General features: G+C 49.0%; 20 protein-coding genes and 1 other annotated feature. Of the genes, 3 read left to right on the top strand and 17 right to left on the bottom strand.

Going from position 1 to position 19,400, the window contains the following annotated elements; genetic code table 11:
- Positions 1 to 25 precede the first annotated feature (25 nt).
- Positions 26 to 763 (top strand): TraR/DksA C4-type zinc finger protein, encoded by a 738-nt coding sequence (locus V8F51_RS03400; RefSeq protein WP_337098899.1) that lies wholly within the window; start codon positions 26 to 28, stop codon positions 761 to 763.
- On the opposite strand, the gene V8F51_RS03395 is transcribed toward V8F51_RS03400, so the two are convergent.
- The 9 genes from V8F51_RS03395 to V8F51_RS03355 form a co-directional block, all read right to left on the bottom strand.
- A complete protein-coding gene (locus tag V8F51_RS03395) occupies positions 757 to 1,032 on the bottom strand; it encodes a DUF5665 domain-containing protein (RefSeq protein ID WP_442956399.1) in 276 nt (91 codons plus the stop codon). The two genes, V8F51_RS03400 and V8F51_RS03395, sit on opposite strands and share 7 nt — an antisense overlap.
- A 284-nt stretch (positions 1,033 to 1,316) precedes the next feature.
- On the bottom strand, positions 1,317 to 4,415 hold the full coding sequence (ileS, locus tag V8F51_RS03390; protein ID WP_337098640.1) for an isoleucine--tRNA ligase: 3,099 nt from the start codon (positions 4,413 to 4,415) through the stop codon (positions 1,317 to 1,319).
- A gap of 61 nt (positions 4,416 to 4,476) precedes the next feature.
- Positions 4,477 to 4,773 (bottom strand) — a binding site (T-box leader).
- Between the two features lie 77 nt (positions 4,774 to 4,850).
- A complete protein-coding gene (locus V8F51_RS03385; RefSeq protein ID WP_337098639.1) occupies positions 4,851 to 5,348 on the bottom strand; it encodes a DivIVA domain-containing protein in 498 nt (165 codons plus the stop codon).
- 95 nt (positions 5,349 to 5,443) lie between these two features.
- Positions 5,444 to 6,226 (bottom strand): YlmH family RNA-binding protein, encoded by a 783-nt coding sequence (locus V8F51_RS03380; protein ID WP_337098638.1) that lies wholly within the window; start codon positions 6,224 to 6,226, stop codon positions 5,444 to 5,446.
- A 17-nt stretch (positions 6,227 to 6,243) separates the two neighbouring features.
- Complete coding sequence (locus V8F51_RS03375) at positions 6,244 to 6,516, bottom strand: YggT family protein (RefSeq protein ID WP_337098637.1); 273 nt, start codon at positions 6,514 to 6,516, stop codon at positions 6,244 to 6,246.
- Positions 6,517 to 6,527: 11 nt separating this feature from the next.
- A complete protein-coding gene (locus tag V8F51_RS03370; protein WP_337098636.1) occupies positions 6,528 to 6,977 on the bottom strand; it encodes a cell division protein SepF in 450 nt (149 codons plus the stop codon).
- A gap of 3 nt (positions 6,978 to 6,980) precedes the next feature.
- Positions 6,981 to 7,706 (bottom strand): YggS family pyridoxal phosphate-dependent enzyme, encoded by a 726-nt coding sequence (locus V8F51_RS03365; protein ID WP_337098635.1) that lies wholly within the window; start codon positions 7,704 to 7,706, stop codon positions 6,981 to 6,983.
- Between the two features lie 6 nt (positions 7,707 to 7,712).
- Positions 7,713 to 8,564 carry a peptidoglycan editing factor PgeF gene (gene pgeF, locus V8F51_RS03360; RefSeq protein WP_337098634.1) on the bottom strand — a complete coding sequence of 284 codons (852 nt, stop codon included), beginning with the start codon at positions 8,562 to 8,564 and terminating at the stop codon, positions 7,713 to 7,715.
- Between the two features lie 90 nt (positions 8,565 to 8,654).
- Positions 8,655 to 8,936 (bottom strand): YlmC/YmxH family sporulation protein, encoded by a 282-nt coding sequence (locus tag V8F51_RS03355; protein ID WP_337098633.1) that lies wholly within the window; start codon positions 8,934 to 8,936, stop codon positions 8,655 to 8,657.
- Positions 8,937 to 9,160: 224 nt separating this feature from the next.
- On the opposite strand from V8F51_RS03355, the gene V8F51_RS03350 reads away from it, so the two are divergent.
- Positions 9,161 to 9,730 (top strand): TetR/AcrR family transcriptional regulator, encoded by a 570-nt coding sequence (locus tag V8F51_RS03350; RefSeq protein ID WP_337098632.1) that lies wholly within the window; start codon positions 9,161 to 9,163, stop codon positions 9,728 to 9,730.
- Positions 9,731 to 9,746: 16 nt separating this feature from the next.
- Positions 9,747 to 10,178 carry a DUF3995 domain-containing protein gene (locus tag V8F51_RS03345; RefSeq protein WP_337098631.1) on the top strand — a complete coding sequence of 144 codons (432 nt, stop codon included), beginning with the start codon at positions 9,747 to 9,749 and terminating at the stop codon, positions 10,176 to 10,178.
- 48 nt (positions 10,179 to 10,226) lie between these two features.
- On the opposite strand, the gene sigG is transcribed toward V8F51_RS03345, so the two are convergent.
- From sigG to murA, 8 genes are all read right to left on the bottom strand, one after another.
- Positions 10,227 to 11,009: an RNA polymerase sporulation sigma factor SigG gene (gene sigG, locus V8F51_RS03340; RefSeq protein ID WP_337098630.1), complete on the bottom strand. Its 783-nt coding sequence runs from the start codon at positions 11,007 to 11,009 to the stop codon at positions 10,227 to 10,229.
- 102 nt (positions 11,010 to 11,111) lie between these two features.
- A complete protein-coding gene (sigE, locus tag V8F51_RS03335) occupies positions 11,112 to 11,834 on the bottom strand; it encodes an RNA polymerase sporulation sigma factor SigE (RefSeq protein ID WP_307203808.1) in 723 nt (240 codons plus the stop codon).
- Positions 11,835 to 11,876: 42 nt separating this feature from the next.
- Entirely contained in the window at positions 11,877 to 12,788 is a 912-nt protein-coding gene (gene spoIIGA, locus V8F51_RS03330; protein ID WP_337098629.1) for a sigma-E processing peptidase SpoIIGA, read from the bottom strand.
- 784 nt (positions 12,789 to 13,572) lie between these two features.
- On the bottom strand, positions 13,573 to 13,893 hold the full coding sequence (locus tag V8F51_RS03325; RefSeq protein WP_337098628.1) for a hypothetical protein: 321 nt from the start codon (positions 13,891 to 13,893) through the stop codon (positions 13,573 to 13,575).
- A gap of 279 nt (positions 13,894 to 14,172) precedes the next feature.
- The gene (gene ftsZ / locus V8F51_RS03320) at positions 14,173 to 15,294 is read right to left on the bottom strand and encodes a cell division protein FtsZ (protein ID WP_337098627.1); all 1,122 of its coding nucleotides are present in this window, start codon (positions 15,292 to 15,294) and stop codon (positions 14,173 to 14,175) included.
- A 115-nt stretch (positions 15,295 to 15,409) separates the two neighbouring features.
- On the bottom strand, positions 15,410 to 16,654 hold the full coding sequence (gene ftsA / locus V8F51_RS03315; protein ID WP_337098626.1) for a cell division protein FtsA: 1,245 nt from the start codon (positions 16,652 to 16,654) through the stop codon (positions 15,410 to 15,412).
- 523 nt (positions 16,655 to 17,177) lie between these two features.
- Complete coding sequence (locus V8F51_RS03310; RefSeq protein WP_337098625.1) at positions 17,178 to 17,936, bottom strand: cell division protein FtsQ/DivIB; 759 nt, start codon at positions 17,934 to 17,936, stop codon at positions 17,178 to 17,180.
- Between the two features lie 194 nt (positions 17,937 to 18,130).
- Entirely contained in the window at positions 18,131 to 19,399 is a 1,269-nt protein-coding gene (murA, locus tag V8F51_RS03305; RefSeq protein ID WP_337098624.1) for a UDP-N-acetylglucosamine 1-carboxyvinyltransferase, read from the bottom strand.
- Position 19,400 lies beyond the last annotated feature (1 nt).

Raw genomic sequence — 19,400 nt, 5'->3', positions numbered from 1 at the left:
CACAACAAAGGACGGTGCTTTGAACATGTCAACCTTAACAAGCGCCCAGCTTGCGCTGCTGCGCATAAGACTTGAGGATGAACGTCGCGAGATCGAGACTCGACTGTCGCGAAACGATCATTATGGGCTAGGCTCTTCTCTTCGCGACTACACTGGCGAACTTTCGCCGATCGACAATCACCCTGGCGATACGGCTACCGAGCTGTATGAACGCGAGAAGGATATTGCCCTCCACGAACAAGAAGAGCTTCATATCGAACGAATCGATGCCGCGCTAGCCGCCATGGAAAATGGAACGTATGGCATATGCAAGGCATCCGGCCAACCGATTCCTTATGAACGATTGGAAGCTGCGCCTGATACGCTCTATAGTATCGAGCACGCACCACGCCAGCAGCTGTCGCATACGCGTCCAGCCGAAGAAACGCTTCTAAATCATCCATTCGGCAGAACAAGCATGGATGAGCATGAGGATGGCTATAACGGCTTCGACGGCGAAGACGCTTGGCAGATCGTCGAGCAATGGGGGAATGCCGATTCGCCCGCGTTTTCCGAGAATCGCGATGTCGCCGACTACGATCACGTTGGCATCGAAGCAGAAGAAAACGACGGTTACGTCGAATCGATTGAAAGCTTCCTTGCTACCGATATAACCGGGCGGCATCTATCTGTTGTGCGCAACCGGGAATACAACCGCTATCTGGATACCGGAGAAGGCGACCATGGTCTTGAAAACCCGGATGATTCCGACGCTCTTCAATAAGTTTTGCCTTCAAGCTGAATTTGTACAATTCGTACGATGTCTGCTATGTAATCGCCGATAATCGGTAAGTTCAGCGCCCCTAATATACGAAGCACATAAAGAATCGTTGCCGCAAAAAAAGTAAAGCCGATCGCGATGCCGACGCCTCTAGCGCTACCGGCAAGCAAATTGCGCCATATAAGCTTTATTGGGCGGTTCAGCAGATCCACATAATCAGCGATATGCGTTCGCTCCATCTCCGATGCAATATGCTGAAGCCGCTTATCCAGTCTGCTTAAGGATGCTTGAACTTCATTCAAATCTTCCGCCTGTTGGGCTGTATCATCGTTATTTGGTTTCAAGAGAAGCCTCCATTTCTGGCAAGCATTGAGCTGCGTTTAAATTAGGTTTAATATAAATGATTACACCAAACTCAACTTTTCAACGCATATAAAAAACGAGGCCTGCTTGGCAGCAGCCGCTGCGGTCAAGCAGGCTTCCTTCCCTGCTTGAGACAGCGGCCGCCAAGCTTCGGCGCTCGTTCTTCGCATGTCATGCTTCTCTTAGGATAACCTTAACCTTTGATGAAAATCCCAACTTGCTTGTCGCCCAGCGTTACACGTTCCATCTCCGCCGCTTCCTCATACGAAACCGTTTGAATCAGAACGTTGTCGCGCAGCACATCATCGAAAGTTGTCAATGCAGCTTGAAGCTCCGCATCAACCGCAAGGACCAGATCGATGCGCTTCTCAATCGGCAGATCAAGCTTCTTACGCGTATCTTGCACTGCGCGGATAACCTCGCGTACCCAGCCCTCTTGTTCAAGCTCAGGCGTAATGTCCGTATTCAATGCGACAGTTACGCCGCCTCCCGATGCGGATGCGAAACCAGACTTCGCTTGCTTCTCAACCAGCAGCTCTTCGATCGTAATCGTCAGGGCCTCGCCTTCGGCGCTGGTGAACACCAAGCTTCCTTCACCAACAACAGCTCTCGTCTGTTCTGCAGTCAATCCTTTCAGATAGGCCTGGATTGGACCCACATGCTTGCCGAATTTTTTGCCGGCAACCTTCAGATTAAGCTTGAAGGCGAAGTCAACGAATCCGCTGTCCGTGTTCTGGATCGTAATCGTCTTCACGTTGATTTCGTCCTTCACGATGTCCTCATAGCCTGCCACATCGAAGTCCCGATCGAGTGAAACGATCAATTCCGACAACGGCTGACGTGTCTTGATTCCCGTTTCGTTACGAACGTTGCGCGCAAGTTCTACAATCTGTTTCGCACTCTCCATATCGCGCTCCAGCGTTTCATCAATTGCGGTTTCGTTCGCTTGCGGATAGTCGGCCAGATGTACGCTGCCGCTGCCGCCAAGGTTGCCGTATACGTCTTCCGCCAGCAATGGCGCATAAGGCGCGATAACGCGGGACAAAGTCAATAGTACGCTCTGAAGCGTTTGATAAGCGGCTACTTTGTCATCCGACAAGCCGCTGCCCCAGAAGCGGTCGCGCGAACGGCGGATATACCAGTTGCTAAGCTCATCGACGAACGTTTCAATCGCTTTGGCAGGGTTAAGGAAGTCGTTGACTTCGAGACCCTTGTTAACCGTGCGAATCAAGCTGTTCAACCTTGAAACAACCCAGCGGTCAAGCTTATTCGTCGAAGCTTTCACCGGATGTGCCGCAGGATCGAAGCCGTCGATCGATGCATATAGCGCATAGAATGCATGTGTATTAACGATGGTGTCAATGACCTTCGACTTCGCCTCGCCAACGATGCCTTTGGAGAAGCGTTTGCTATTCCATGGCGCGCTGTCTGCAAGCAATGCCCAGCGGAAGGCGTCCGTGCCGTATTCGTTGATGATTTCCCAAGGGTCGATTACATTGCCTTTCGACTTGGACATCTTCTGGCCGTTCTCGTCAAGAATATGTCCTGTCGAGATGACTGCTTTGTATGGCGCTTTGCCATTGTACAGCGTCGACACCGCAAGCAAGCTGTAGAACCAGCCGCGAGTTTGGTCGATGCCTTCGCAGATGATGTCAGCCGGGTATTGGTCGGCGAACTGCTGCTCATTCTCGAACGGGTGATGCTGCTGCGCGAACGGCATCGATCCGCTGTCGAACCACACGTCGATTACTTCCGGCGTGCGCGTCATCACAGCGCCTTCCGCGAATGGCGATTTCAGCTTGATGTCGTCCACATACGGCTTGTGCAATTCAATGTCTTCCGGAACGAAGCCTACAGCCCGTTCACGAAGATCGGCAATGCTGCTCGGCGCATATTCCTTGCCGGTAGCTTCGCATACCCATACGTTAAGCGGCGTTCCCCAATAACGGTTCCGGCTGATGTTCCAGTCTACCAAATCCTCGAGGAACTTGCCGAAGCGTCCCTCACGGATATGGCCTGGGTACCAGTCAACGCTATTGTTGTTCGCGATCAATTGATCCTTAACCGCAGTCGTCTTAATGAACCAGCTTTCCATTGCATAATAGATAAGCGGCGTTTTGCAGCGCCAGCAGAATGGATAGCTGTGCTCATAGCGCTCTTTGCTGTAGAGCAATCCGCGTTCGCTCAGCGACTTCACGATGTCGATATCAAGCTCAGGATCCTTCACGAACCGTCCTGCAAAGTCTGTCACTTCTGCAACATAACGTCCTGCAAGATCAACGACATTCAGCATGCTTATGTTGTTTTCGCGTGATACTTTGTAGTCGTCGTCACCGTGAGCCGGAGCGATATGAACGATACCTGTACCGCTCGAATCGCTGACGAAATCACCTGCGATAACGATATGGCCGTGCTCGACAGGTACATAGCCGAATGGCGGCGTGTAGCGTTGACCGACAAGCTCAGCGCCCTTCAAGACCGACAGCGTCTCGTAGTCCTCTTTCAATACCTTCTCAGCCAATGCCTCAGCAACGATATATACTTCACCGTTCTTCGCTGCGCGGATATAATCCAGCTCAGGATTAACGGCAAGCGCCACGTTCGCAGGCAGCGTCCAAGGCGTTGTCGTCCAAGCCAGTACATACTCGCCCGACGTCTCCAGCTTGAACTTCACTGTCGCGCTTAAATCCTTCACATCCTCGTAGCCTTGCGCTACCTCATGAGAGCTTAGCGTCGTTTGGCAATCCGGGCAGTATGGGCTGACGCGGTGACCGCGATACAGCAAACCTTTGCCGTGGATATTGGAGAGGATATGCCACACGCTCTCGATGTACTCGTTCTTCAGCGTGATGTATGGATTGTCGAGATCGGTCCAATAGGCGATTGCTTCAGTCAGCTCGCGCCATTGCTTCTCGTATTCGAATACGCTCGCTTTGCACTTCTTAACGAATTCTTCTACGCCGTAATTTTCGATTTCCTGCTTACCGGAGATGCCAAGCTGCTTCTCGACGCCAAGCTCGACAGGCAAGCCATGCGTATCCCAGCCTGCTTTACGAATGACGCGATAACCTGACATCGTCTTATAACGGCAAATAAAATCTTTGATAACGCGTCCAAGCACGTGTCCGATATGCGGCGCTCCGTTCGCGGTTGGCGGTCCTTCATAAAATACGAAATTCGGTTTCCCTTCACGATTCGCAATCGATTGCTTGAACGTATCGTTCTCTTTCCATTGATTCAGTACGCGCAGCTCACGGCTGCGGGCGCGTTCTTTCACATCTACGCGTTGCATAGCTTCATCTCCCTCTCAGTCAACACTGTTAATAAAAAAAATAAAGCCCCGTCCCCTGTAAAAAAGGGACGAGGCTTGCTCGCGTTACCACCCTTGTTCCGCTCTTGCCCCGTATAGCCTAGGACAAGCCGATTATAGCGCAGCCTATATTATAGACCGTGCTTATCATGCGGCACCTTAGTCGCGAACGTATCATTCGCGTTCCCTATAACGGGGGACAGCCGTCGATGCTTACTTCACGCTTCAGCATCGCTTCTCGGAGATGATTTTCCGCATGGACCACTCGCCGGACTTTCAGCAAACGCCGGCTCTCTGAGGAGTGGTAAACAAACGTACTCTTTCTCGTCAACGAAGTTAGAACATAACAATTACTATTAGTTATAGCGTATCGGACAGCCAATTGTCAAATGTTAAGCTGCCCAATTATCGGTTCGATTACCCGCGTTGCAGCTCGATCTCAGCATGTCTGGACTGCGAGTCCAGCGTATCCCAGCCGTCTTGGCTAAGCAGCTCAAGCTGAGCCTCAACCAGCGTACGGAAACGCGCGCGGTAGATCGAGGCTTGCTTCTTAAGCTCCTCAACCTCCAGCGACACTTTACGCGACTTGGACAGCGACTCATTAATAATCCGGTCGGCGTTCTTCTCCGCTTCCTTGATTATGAGCTGCGCTTCCTTCTTCGCATTATTGCGTACCTCGTCCGCAGCTTCCTGCGCTACGATAATCGTCTTGCTTAACGTTTCCTCAATGTTCGTAAAATGATTTAGTTTCTCTTGAACATTCAGAATTTGATTTTGCAGCTCTTTATTTTCACGAATAATCGATTCGTAGTCCTTAATGACCTGATCGAGAAATTCATTTACTTCATCCTCGTCATAGCCGCGTAATCTGCGTCCAAACTCTTTGTTATGTATGTCCAATGGCGTTAACGGCATTGGCGCACCTCCTCAAGGTATTTGTATTGCTGGCATCCGGCTTGTACCTTTGTTGAGAACATTTTCGACAGCGACGACTGAATTCCTGCAATCCGCTAAATAAATTTACCAATTTTAACGCGAATTCTGCCCTTTTTTGTCACACCGTCGACTTCAAGCACTTTGAATCTGCCTAGCCCCTTGAAAGAAACGACATCGCCTTGCTTAAGCGACTCCGACGGATCCTCTTCCGCCTTCCAATTCACTCTGCATCTGCCTGCCCTTATTGGATCGACGATCTTGGAACGGCTAATTCGGTACACATCGCTTGCAATGCCGTCCAGTCTCATTGAAGCTACAGACAAGCTCATTTCCTCAAGCTTCGGTATTACTGTGCTAAGCTCGGACAATGGAAGCACATCGGTCAACACGCTAACTCGATGCACTTGACGCAAGTGTATATTCAAGTAATCGGCAATCTCATCCATAACGATAATATGACTAAAGTCCTCATGTACATGAATATCGCCGATTCGGTCACGTTTAATGCCTAACCCAAGCAGCGCGCCCAAGTAATCGCCATGGTCAAGCTCATGCTGCGTCCCGGCAGGACTGTTGACAGCTAATACGGATACGCCCGCTTCCTCGCTGTCCAAATCCCGATAATCCGGGCCGATGATGGCACGCTTCCGTTCCGCTTCCGGATACCCGCCCTCGAACCGAATAGCTACGTCGGCATTCCGATTGGCGAGCATCGTAACGATTTCAATCTGCCTTGGGTCCAAAAAATCGGTCCGCTTCAGCTCATGCTGCTGTGCGGACCGCTCAACCCATTCCAACGCCCGATCGACGAAAGCTTTCTCGTCGGGGTGAAAATGATTATATATGGCTTGCTTCATCACAAGTCATTCCCTTACTAAAAGATGCCGAAGATAAATTCGACAACGGCCGTCAATCCAAGCCCGATGAAACGAAGGGCGAAGATCGCGACGATTGGCGATATATCTAGCATACCGCCGATAGGCGGAATAAATCTTCTGAATATGCCAAGGTATGGCTCAACTACTTTGCCTAAGAAGACGCCGATAAAGCTCTCGCGTGCGTTAGGCAACCAAGACAACAGCACATATCCGATAATCAAAAAGCTATAGATGCTGATTATTGTTCCGATCAATCCTGCAGGACTCATAAATTGTGTGGTCACCTCATTTTCGTGTAGTCGTTATCCTCCGCCAGCATCTCCGTTATCGCGCCTTGAATCTCTACGGATTCCGGCGTGCATAGAAAAATATTAGGCCCAAGCTTAGAGATGTTGCCGCTTAAAGCGTACACTGTGCCGCTAAGGAAATCAACAATGCGTACGGCTAGGTCTGTCCGAACGCGTTGCAGATTCACAATGACGGCCCTGCGCGAACGCAAATGATCGGCAATTTCCTGCGCTTCGTCATAGGAACGCGGCTCGCTAAGCACGACTCTTACATTTTTCTGCGAATGGATGCTGACGACGTTATTGCTCTTCGTATTTTTACGTGTCTCGAAGGGCGAGGTTTCAGGTTCTTGTTCATCCACCTGCGGTATTCTCTCACGCTCTACAACTTCCTCTTCCTCCTGCAAGCCAAGAAAATTCATAAATCGATTCATGACGCTCATTACTCATTCCTCCTCTTTACCTATTAGTACGGTGCCTAAGCGGATCCATGTTGCTCCTTCTTCTATCGCCACCTCGAAGTCGTTGGACATCCCCATCGATAATTCCGTAATCGTGTTAGTCGTATTCATTGCTTGAGCGCGTTCGCGCAGCGCGTCTCGCAGCTCCCTTAACGCTTTGAATACAGGTCTTGTCTCTTCGGATTCTGCTTCGAAAGGCGCCATCGTCATAAGCCCAATTGGCTTAATTGACGAGAGCATTGTCAGCTCATCCACGAATTCGTACAGCTGATCCGGCGAAAGCCCATGCTTCGAGTCCTCGCCTGACACGTTAACTTGAATGAAGCAAGGTACGATGATGCCTAGCTGGGCAGCTTGTTTGTCGATCGCTTGCGCAAGAGACAGCCTGTCCAGCGAATGAATGTATGTAAACTTTCCGACAACGTCCTTGGCTTTGTTCGTCTGCAGTGATCCGATGTAGTGCCAGGTCGGCTTGCTGATGCTGCCTATCTCGGCTTCGCTTTCCAGCGCCTCCCACTTGTCACGCGCATTTTGCCATCGATTCTCGCCCAGATGCTCTAACCCGAGCTTTACGGCAGCAAGTGTCGTTTCCGTGGATACGTATTTCGTGACTGCAATAACGTTGATTTCTTCCTTGCTGCGCCCTGACCTCAGGCAAGCCTGTTCGATCCGCAGCTCTACATCCTTGATTCGTTCCGATAAATGACTCATTATGCCTCACCTTTCACGAATGCCGATCCAACTGGCCATACGGCCGGTTAAGCCGTTCTCCATACGATGGGAAAAAAACAAATCCCGTCTGCAGCCCGTGCACCACTTTGTTAATTCGATATGGATCGGCAAAATTCCTGCTTTTATCATAATCTGTCGGTTTATTTCTTTCAAGTTTATGTGCGCTTTGCCGTTATCGCTTTTTTGCAGAACGATATCAGCATGTTCAGAGCTAAGCTCGAGCGACTCAATAACACGTTCGACATGGTCGATCACAACACCGTCCACCTCATAGCAGCAGCTGTCGATCGCCGGTCCAATTGCTGCTTTAAGCTTCTCTCGCTTCGATCCATACTCCTTCTCCATAGCCGCGATTGTCTCCTCGGCAATTCCCTGCACGGTCCCTCTCCAGCCGGCATGAGCGAGCGCTATCGCCTGATGCTCGGGATCATAGAAGTATAGCGGTACGCAATCGGCGTAAAAAGAGGTCAGCAGCACGTTCGGTTCATCCGTAATAATCGCGTCGCAGCTTTTAATTACATCATCAAGCGATAATCTGCCGTTGCCCTTATCATCTGCAGTTACCTTGTATACCTTGTTGCCATGCACTTGCTCTGCACAGGTCCAAGCCTCGAACGGCCAATCAATGGCCGCTGCGAGACGCTGCCTATTGGCGACAACGTCAGCTGCATCATCGCCAACATGCAGCCCAACATTAAGCGAATGCCACTGCCCGCCGCTAGCGCCCCCGTTACGACCAGTGAAACCTGCCGTTAAGTTAGAATTATCGTTATTCCATTCAGACAACAAAAAAAGCGAAGGTCCCTTCGCTGAATGATCTTCCATAAACGCTTCCATCTGTACGTCACCTCTGTCACCAAAAGATACTTCATTTCGCTATCATACGCCATATGTGCTATAAATCACGCTTATGCACAGTTTACAGCCTTATGAGCGAGCGTGCAAATCATCCTCATCAGCTCTTAATGATTTCGTTTCGTCCATACGAACAAGCACGACGTCTGCTCCTATCTTCACAATATTGCGCCATGGAATGACAACCTCCGTACCACCGCCGCCAAACACGCCGAAAAACTTCGTAAACTGCGGGACAACAATTGAATCGATACGTCCCTGGCGCAAATCAAGCTCCAGATCAGAAATATGCCCCAGCTTCTTCCCATCTACTATATTAATAACGTCCTTCGTCTGAAAATCAGATATTTTCACTATCAATCACCACTTTTCCAGCGGATTTGTCGTCCGAACCGTCTTCTTATTACTATATGAGCCAAATGCCCAAAATGTCCTGCTGGCGCAAAAAAACGAGCCCCGCAAGATCAAATCTGAATGTTTTATGTACGATACCGTACAAATATTTACAACGGATGATAGATGCGATATATTATTTGTACGGTATCGTACAATTAGCAGCAGGAGGTCGACTCATTAACATGCCAAAGAAAATCGCATCAGAACTGGATTGGATTGCGTTAGGTATCGATAAGTTCGCGGAAGGAGGCGAGTCGGCGCTAGTCGTCGAGAAGCTCGCGAGACAGCTAGGAAGCAGCAAAACGAGCTTTTATTGGTATTTTAAAGACCGTTCGCAATATGTCAGCCGAATAATCGCCGAGTGGAAAGAGAGGGCAACCACGTCCGTTATAGCAAGAAATACGGCACTGGAGTCGCTGCCTCCGCAAACACAAGTACGAGAGCTTATGCTTACGATGTTCAGCTTCAACGGCGGCGGTGATTTCCTGTTTTATCTCCGGAAGCTGGGAGAAACCGAAGATTCTTATCGTACAATGCTTCATCATTTGGAACAGCAGCGTCTTCGGTACATGAGCGAGCTGCTTATTCGCTGCGGACTATCGCAAGAGGCGGCAGTGCGGAGCTCAGAGCTTGTATACAGCTATTATCTTGGATGGTACGAACGCAATAAGTTTCAGACGATTACAAAGGATCATGCAGAAGAGCAGTCTGATTTCCTCATGGCTTTTATTAGGATTGATTCGGATCATTAACGAAGGAGTGATCGTTATGCAAGCAGTTCTTGCTAGCATTGTAAGCGTATTGTTGTTCGCAATCGGGGCTGTTCATCTGTATTGGATGTTGGGAGGCCGCAAAGGAATGGCGATTGCTTTGCCATCTCGCGGGGACGGCAGCGGACAGCCGCTGTTTAAGCCCGGGCGCTTCGAGATCGGAGCTGTCATCGTCCTGTTCTGGGCAGCAGTAATGTTGATTCTCATGTATGCGGATCTCATTCCCGTCATAGGTCCTCAGCAGCTTCCGCGACTGGCGGCATGGACACTCGCAATCGTGTTCGCTATTCGAGCAATCGGGGAGTTTCATTACCTAGGCTTGTTCAAAAAGCACCGCAACTCTCCATTCGGACGACTTGATACGTATGTGTATAGTCCGCTTTACCTCGTCATGGCCGGTATGACTTGGTGGATGATCGGGATTTCTTGAATTGTAAAGAGCCTGCCGGGAGAAGAATCCCCGGGCAGGCTCGTTTGTTCACGTTTTAACATGCTTCTGCATTTGTTGAATCGCCGACTTCTCAAGCCTCGATACCTGTGCCTGCGATATGCCGATCTCGTCGGCAACTTCCATTTGCGTCTTGCCTTCGAAGAAGCGCATCGACAGGATCATCTTCTCCCTGTCATTCAATTTGTGCATCGCTTCTCGCAGCGCGATCTCCTCGATCCACGATACATCCTTATTACGATCATCGCTAATCTGATCCATCACATAGATCGGATCGCCGCCGTCGTGGTAGATTGGCTCGAATAGCGATACCGGATCCTGAATCGCGTCAAGCGCGAATACAACGTCCTCTTTCGGCACATTCAACGCTTCGGATATTTCAAAGATTGTCGGCTCGCGACTATTTTTGTTCGTCAGGCTGTCCCTAACCTGAAGCGCCTTATAGGCAATATCTCGAAGGCTGCGCGACACTCGAATCGGATTGTTGTCACGCAAGTAACGGCGAATTTCACCGATAATCATCGGTACGGCATAGGTGGAAAATTTGACGTTCTGGCCAAGATCGAAATTATCAATCGCCTTCATAAGTCCGATGCAGCCGACTTGGAACAAGTCGTCCACAAACTCTCCCCTATTGTTAAACCGTTGTATGACGCTGAGAACAAGCCTCAAATTGCCGTTAACCAATTTCTCTCTTGCTGCCCACTCGTTGCGGGTTTGCAATGCCGTAAACAGCTCGCGCATTTCGGCATTCGTTAGGACAGGCAGTTTCGCGGTATCCACTCCACAGATCTCGACTTTATTTCGGGTCAACGTGATTACCTCCCAAGGAGAAACATTACTGTACATTATCTCCTCGGGACCTCTTTTTATTCCTAATCTGACATCGTTCGACATTCAAATGTCGATTTGTGATTAGACCATTTTGTTAAATTCCTTACGCAGCCGCTTAATTATCCGTTTCTCGAGTCGAGAAATATAAGATTGCGATATGCCGAGAAGATCGGCAACGTCCTTCTGTGTTTTCTCCTCGCCATCGGCAAGTCCGAACCGCAGCTCCATAATAATACGTTCGCGCTCCGATAGCTTTTCCAGCGCCTTATGAAGCAGCTTGCGGTCCACCTGCTCCTCAATATTACGGTAGATCGTATCGTTCTCCGTCCCGAGAACGTCCGATAGTAGGAGTTCATTGCCGTCCCAGTCAATATTAAGCGGCTCGTCGAACGACACTTCCGTACGCGTCTTGCTGTTGCGGCGCAAGTACATCAATATTTCATTCTCGATACAGCGCGATGCATAAGTGGCGAGTTTGATCTTCTTCTCCGGATCAAACGTGTTGACCGCCTTGATCAGGCCAATAGCGCCTATCGACACCAAATCCTCGATATGAATACCGGTATTCTCGAATTTACGGGCGATATACACAACGAGCCTAAGGTTGCGCTCGATCAGCATCGCTCGAATCGCAGAGTCGCCGCTAGGCAGCTTCTCAAGCAAATACTCTTCTTCCTCGCGCGTCAAGGGAGGCGGAAGCGCTTCACTGCCGCCGATATAATAAATCTCATCGCTTTTTAGTCCGAATAAAAATAAAACACGATAATAGTATAACTGCAGGATCAATTTCCACTTGACGAGCATTGGGCCCATCCCTCCCCGATTGTATGAGCTAGCTTGCGATCGTTATTCTCTAACCATTGACGGATGAATGATCGCTTGATAAGCCCCATCAGATGCTAACTTTCCGCCGTCAAGTCCGATGAGCACCTTACGTGTTTCAAAAACTTGCCCTTCCCTGTTCACTTCAACATGATCCGGTTTGAGCGCAAGCATGAATTGCGATCCGCGATTGACGCCTCGATACGGAACGAGACGAAGCCGATCTTGCCAAACAAAAGGCTGACTGTCCATACCGGCTACGAGCCGATCGACCTGGGAGCTGCGAATGCTGTTCATCCACGCAGGAGGCAAATCCGCTTCCCAAACCGATGCTTCCATCACCATAACAGGCGTTCGGGTAAGCGGATCGTACAGCTGATTGCCTGTATCGATAAGACCGACACAGGTTTCCGTTCGTTCACCGATTGTAATTGTTACAGCAGCCAAATGGGTATGCACCAGCTCCCGTTCTCGTTTTTGCGTCAATACGGTACGGTATATATACAGACCGATACAAAACGCAGCAATAAAATAAAAAAGTCCCATTTTCAACTCAACATGCATGCTTCCGCTAACAAATGTGATCGTCCTCCATACTTCCCCAGAGCCCTGCATAAGTAAATAATAGATACCTAATATCGCACCCGCTGCTATAAAGTTGACTGCATAGAAAGCAGCGACAGTGCGCAAATAATGTTGTACCGTCGCAAAGCCAAAAGCAATCCATACCATAACGAGCGACATCGCGACCTTGACGCCAAGCGTAAACATAAAGCTAAGCTGGGGGTAAAACATCAAGATGACATAGCAGCCTCCGACAGCAGCAGCGAGAAGAATCCGCCAATGGCGGGGCTTCAGGTGCCGAACCCAGGCCGTCGTCAGCAAGATAGCACCATCGACAAGAAGCTCACGCAGAAACATAATATCGACATACATGTAGAGATTGGCCACCTTCCTGCCCTACCTTGCAGCTGGCGCCCTAGAGAACGATTGTCACTAGTATATAAAAATTGTATTTCAAAGTCTGTCTATTCATGACGTCATGACATATCTTTTTTTGTCGAGTATGTATATAAAATCCGCGAGTGAATACGTAGGCAAATAGAGGCGGCAGAGGTTGATATTATGGGGTTATTAAGCAATAAGACCTCTGTAAGAGCACATAGACTCTTACAGATCACGAGTAACCCATGTGTTCGCTCCGTAAGTGCACATACGCTCTTACAGCGTTCATCCGAGGCAGCAAGTTTGGCTAGATTGTCCTGTAAGAGCACATAGGATCTTACAGCTCACGTGTAATCAGTGTGTTCGCCCCGTAAGTGCACATACCCTCTTACAACGTTCATCCGAGGCAGCAAGTTTGGCTAGATTGTTCTGTAAGAGCACATTGGCTCTTACAGCTCACGAGTAACCAGTGTGTTCGCTCCGTAAGTGCACATACGCTCTTACAGCGTTCATGCGGCACAGAACAATCGACTTATGGAAAAGGCAATCCTTTTTTGTCGAGCATTAGTGCAGAGTTAACTCTATAAGATCGTATCCTTACTTGCCCCGCACCGGAGTGAACTAATAGCTGCTTATCCAGCATCGAACGAAGTAACTTCCGGGAATTCCTTGTGTTCAACTCCAACTTCGCACATACATCTGCGACACGAATACTACGTTGGAGTCGAAATCCTAGACGAATGACCTCAGCTTCAAAAATATTAACTCCATCAAGTTATGCTGTTGTCCCTCCGAAATAATTGCCCAAAAACTGTTGAATAACCTGCTGGCACATTCTCGGCTTATCATTGATATGATCAAACGAAAATCTTAATATGCGCCATCCGTCAAGCACGAGATGATTTTGTCTCATTAACGAGTCAGCAAATTGAGCGCGAGTTGCATGCGAGGCATGTTGTTTATACCCATCAATATAGTCTTCAACTTCATACTCAGGATTTAAGCTATCAAAATGATGAAATACAGGGAACCAAACCTTCTCCAAAAATAACTTTTCAGCATACCCATGTTCGGCCAAGTCTTCTTCTGTCCTCACCTTTTTTCTCCTTCAAACACTTTGCAATCCACGAGTTATAGCTATTTTGAAAATCTGTCACGGCACTTCAACACCTCTCTCAAAAAAATAAAACACCGCTTCCTATAGAACGAAAGATTCGTCCCAAGAAAGCAGTGTTCTTCACTGCTAACACCTTTTTTGTATAATTTTACTATGTGCAAATTCAAGTTACAACCTTGAATTTGCTTTATGTGATTCTTTAATCACAACAAAAAAAACCGCTCGCTCGGCTAGGCCAAGTGAGCGGGTTTCGTCATATTAGCGGTCGCCGCGTGGACGATTGCGCAAAAAAGCAGGAATTTCGAGTTGATCGCTCGATGCAGTGCTTGTGCCAAATGGCTTAACCGTGTTCGAACTAGCAGTCGATTGTCTTGTTTCCGGTTGCACGGCTTGAGGCTGAGCTGCTGCATGACGCGATGGCGATGGCTTGTGCTCGAAACCTGTTGCGATTACCGTAACTTTAATTTCGTCTTTCAAATCTTCATCGATGATAGCGCCGAAGATCATGTTCACGTCTGGATCAGAAGCAGATGTAACGATCTCAGCTGCTTCATTGACTTCATAAAGCGATAGGTTACTGCCGCCTGTAATGTTCATGATAACGCCGCGTGCGCCGTCAATGGACGTTTCCAGCAATGGGCTCATAATCGCTTTCTTTGCCGCTTCCGCAGCACGATTCTCTCCTGTAGCAATACCGATACCCATAAGCGCCGAACCGCGCTCAGTCATAATCGTCTTAATATCGGCAAAGTCAAGGTTGATAAGTCCAGGTACCTGGATCAAATCAGAAATACCTTGTACAGCTTGACGAAGCACATTGTCCGCTTCGCGGAATGCTTCGAGCATCGGAGTCTTTTTGTCAACAATCTCTAGCAACCGATCATTCGGAATAACGATAAGTGTATCTACTTTTTCCTTAAGCGCTTCGATACCCAGCTCTGATTGTCCAGCACGCTTGCGTCCTTCGAATGTGAATGGCCTAGTGACGACACCTACCGTCAAAGCGCCGCATTCGCGAGCGATTTCAGCAATGACAGGAGCAGCTCCCGTACCGGTACCGCCGCCCATGCCGGCTGTGACGAATACCATGTCAGCGCCTTTGAGCTGATTCGTAATGCTCTCGCGTGATTCTTCTGCCGCCTTATGACCAACATCAGGATTAGCGCCTGCGCCAAGACCGCGTGTAAGCTTATCGCCAATTTGCAGCTTATGCTCCGACTTAGCCAAGTGCAACGCCTGTGCATCCGTGTTAACGGTAATAAATTCAACGCCTTTAACGCCGTTTTCTATCATTCGGTTAACAGCGTTGCTTCCGCCGCCGCCAACGCCGATTACTTTAATTTGAGCCAACTGCTCAAGATCGATATCGAATTCCAACATCCTTCTTTTCCCCCAGTCATGCGTAAACGGCAGAAGCCGTTTCTACCCGGCGCAGCTGCGTTTCGCGTTGAAATATAAGCATCTTATACTAGATGACATATAGAATGTTATATTTTCAAATAAATTCGTTAAACATGTTTTTGATTCGTTCCATCATACCGGGTTTGGATGTAGTTGCCGGAGCTGCCTTGGTGCGGCTTGTTTGTTTCTTCACAGTTCCTGTTCCGCGAGGCCCCATATACTTCGATACGTATTGAATCATACCGACGCCGCTGCTGAAAGCAGGGTCCCTTACACCAATATAATCCGGCAATGCAATACGGACGCTGGATTCGAGCTCGGACTGAGCGAGCGCTAGCGTGCCTGGCATGGAAACCGTACCGCCTGTCAACACATAGCCGTTGACTTTGTCTCCATATCCCAGCTTGCGAACCTCTTGCCGAATGAGATGGAATATTTCTTGCATCCTAGGTTCAATAATGCTTGCAAGGTCAAACTGTGAAAATTCCTTCTCCGCGTTGCTGCCCATACGTGTCACTTTGAACTTAACGTCCTCCGCCGCATCGGTCACATTCGCGCAGCCGTATTTCAGTTTGATTTTCTCTGCTTGATCGCTCTGCGTACGCAGACCGTATGCTATATCGTTAGTTACGTATTCTCCGCCGATCGGCAATGTTGAAGTAGCGGCAAGTCCGCCTTGATCGTAGATCGCAATCGTACACGATCCTGCGCCAATATCGGTAAGAACCGTGCCAATCATTTTCTCGTCCTTGGTCAAAGACATGACCCCAGAAGCAAGAGACAATAGAATAACGCCGGATATGCGCAGTCCAGCCTTCTCCACGCACCGCATTAAATTATGTATCGCGGTCTTCGTCCCTGTAACAATCGTAGCTTCGACTTCGAGTCTAACGCCGATCATACCGCGCGGATCTGATATGCCTTCCAAACCATCTACCAAATATTGTTTAGGAACAAGATTAATAATTTCACGTTCCGGCGGCAAAGCCACTACTCTCGCAGCTTGTACCACGCGTTCTATATCCTCTTCACCAATTTCCCGATCCTCATTGGATACGGCTACTACACCACGGTTCGTCTGTAGAGCAATATGGTTGCCCTGAATGCCTACGTAGACATCCGATATTTGAATACCCACCATGCGCTCCGCATGCTCGACGGCGTTGCGGATCGATTGCACGGTCTGGTCAATATCAACAATTGCTCCCTTGCGAATACCTTCAGAGTCGGCAGAACCAACCCCAATAATATTAATGGCTCCGTTAGATACTTCGCCAATGATCGCACGAACCTTGGATGTACCGATGTCCAAACTGACGATGATGTCGTTGTTACTCAACCCGCGGCACCTCCGTTTCAACTTATTAATTAATACTTCATTTGCAAACGCATACGGTAAGTCTTTGTCCTCTTGCGGTCAAAGCTCCCGTTTCGTACCGTCATTCAGCCGCTCATAATAGAACGTCACCGAAAAAAACGGTATTCGGTGAAATATAGACATGTGTATCGGTCAGAGACCTGCACATCCCTACAATTTCAAAACAAGGTATTTCTACATATTCAACGCGCCTATTATTTTCCCTCTTTTTTCTACAAAATTTTCGGTGCTTAATTCACTTACAAACGAGCGCTGCCCCTTGCAGAGCTCATATCACCACGTTCTTTCAGTCAGCTTCAGCGAGTATAAATGCGATAACTAAAATTCTACCATTCTTTCAAGCTATTGAGTAGTCTATTTTTTCCTACTGCGCCATGTTTAAGCGCTTTTACAAGTGCCAATTGATTGAAAACGAGTACTGCGAACGAAAAATACCGACTTTATCGAGATCTTCCATCACACGGGGTGATCTTCAACCGAATGTTTATTCCGAATCACTTTCTTCGTCTTCCAAATTACCTGAGTTAAACGGAACGTATGTATCCGCAAGCAGCATCGTAATCCGCCCCGGCTCCTGTGTCTCGATGACGGCATTAAGCGCTTCGATCTTCTCCGGGAGAACGGCCACAGATGTAATGACCTCGAATTTAGTACGCGTATAGATCTTGATGCGGTCAGGATAAGCTTTGGACGGATCAGGAATAATTTCCGAGAGATCGGACAACTGCTTAACCGGAATTTTGCCGAGCTGCTTCATCAACGATACTTTTACTTTGTCTTTGGCCGCCCATCCGGTGAGTACGGGCTTGTCCGCTACGAGCATCGCTTCTATCTTAGATGCTATGCTCGTGCCGTTCGACAATAGAGCTGTTAATTCGCCCTTCGGCGACAACTCGAACGCTACGATGGGATATTCCTGCACCGTAATTTGGACAACTCCTGGAAACACTTTATTGACCGTTGCTTGTTCAACTTGGGGCAGCTTTTCTACCCGTTTCTCGATCGTGCTCGAAGTCGTCCCGAAGAATGCGTCGCCTGCCGCAACGGCGGCCGCTCCGGCAACCTCGGCATTGGTGGCCAGCTTCGCGCCAACAATTTGCACTTCTTCTATTTTGCTAATGGAAGAGTTGAAGAAAAGCACTGCAAGCAATACGAGGAATAACAAAAAAAGGACAATCAGCAGCTTTCGGCTGCCTCTGCGTTTCTTGGCTGGCTCTTTTAAGACCGGCATGTTTTCACTCATAACTTGTCCCTACTTTCTATGCGAAAAACTCCAAACGCAGCCATTCCTCAAAAGAGCGGCCATGTTCAGAGCATGTATCTTCTCGTTCGTATGACGCCATAAGCAGCTTTCATTACACAAAGACGCCGGCTCCGCATCAAGTATAAAGGAGGATGAAGCCGGACGTTTCTAACTCAGAACTTGCTTGCATACTATTAATTATTAGGCACTGGCGAGTAGCGCGAGATACGGGCACCCAGCCTCGTCAACATCGATTCGATCTTGTCGTAACCGCGGTCAATGTGGTGAATCTGCTCCACAACCGTACGGCCGTGAGCCGCCAAGCCCGCTATAACAAGAGCAGCGCCTGCACGAAGATCGGTTGCTTCAACCGTTGCGCCATACAAACGAGGTACTCCGCGGATGAATGCCGCATTCATATCGACGCGAATATCGGCGCCCATGCGCGATAATTCATCGACATGCTTCAAACGTCCTTCGAAAATCGTTTCCTTCATAATGCTGACACCGTCTGCCAGCGTTAGAAGAACCATCAGTTGAGACTGCAAATCGGTAGGGAATGCCGGATAAGGCGATGTAACAACTCTCTCAACCGCCTTCGGTCTAGTGGCGCAGCCCACTTTAATTATATCACCGTCGACAACAATTTGAACACCTGCGCGACGCAGCACATGGATTAGCGATGACAGATGCGCAGGCTGCGTGTTCTGAAGCGTAACCTGGCCGCGAGTTGCGGCTGCCGCAACCATTATCGTACCTGCTACGATACGGTCCGGAATGACTCGATATTGACAGGGATTAAGCGACTGTACCCCTTCTATCGTTATCGTATCTGTTCCGGCACCCATGATTTTCGCACCCATTGCGTTTAGAAAACGTTGCAAATCTTGAATCTCCGGCTCGCGCGCTGCATTCGTAAGCGTCGTCCGGCCTTCGGCCCTGACAGCGGCCATCATAATATTTTCCGTAGCTCCCACGCTTGGAAAACTTAGATGAATATCCGCCCCGCGCAGCTTCTCTGCACGGCACACAATTCGGTTGCCAAACTCCTCAATCTCCGCTCCTAGCGCTTGCAAGCCGTGCAAATGAAGGTCTATCTTTCTCTCGCCGATTGCGCAGCCTCCCGGCTGATACACTTCAGCTTCGCCGAAGCGGGCGAGGAGCGGTCCCATTAGGAAAATAGAAGATCGCATTTGTTTCATTAACGATTCCGGCACATGGGACGTATGAGCGGGCTCTGTATCCAGCACAACCGTATCTCCCGAATGCTCGGCGCGGCATCCCAGTTCGCGCAAAATGTTCAGCATGACGTCGATATCCAGCAATTCAGGCACATGTTCAATCCTAAATGTGCCCTCGGCCAGCAAGCTGGCAGCCAATATCGGCAACGCGGCATTTTTCGCTCCTTGGATAACTATGGTTCCTGAGAGAGGTTTCCCACCTTCAATCACCAATTTGTCCAAT

The sequence above is a fragment of the Paenibacillus sp. YIM B09110 genome, from assembly GCF_037167145.1.
Classification (GTDB): Bacteria; Bacillota; Bacilli; order Paenibacillales; family Paenibacillaceae; genus Pristimantibacillus.
Note: the sequence above shows the minus strand (reverse complement) of the source record. Positions and strands in the feature narration are given on the sequence as shown.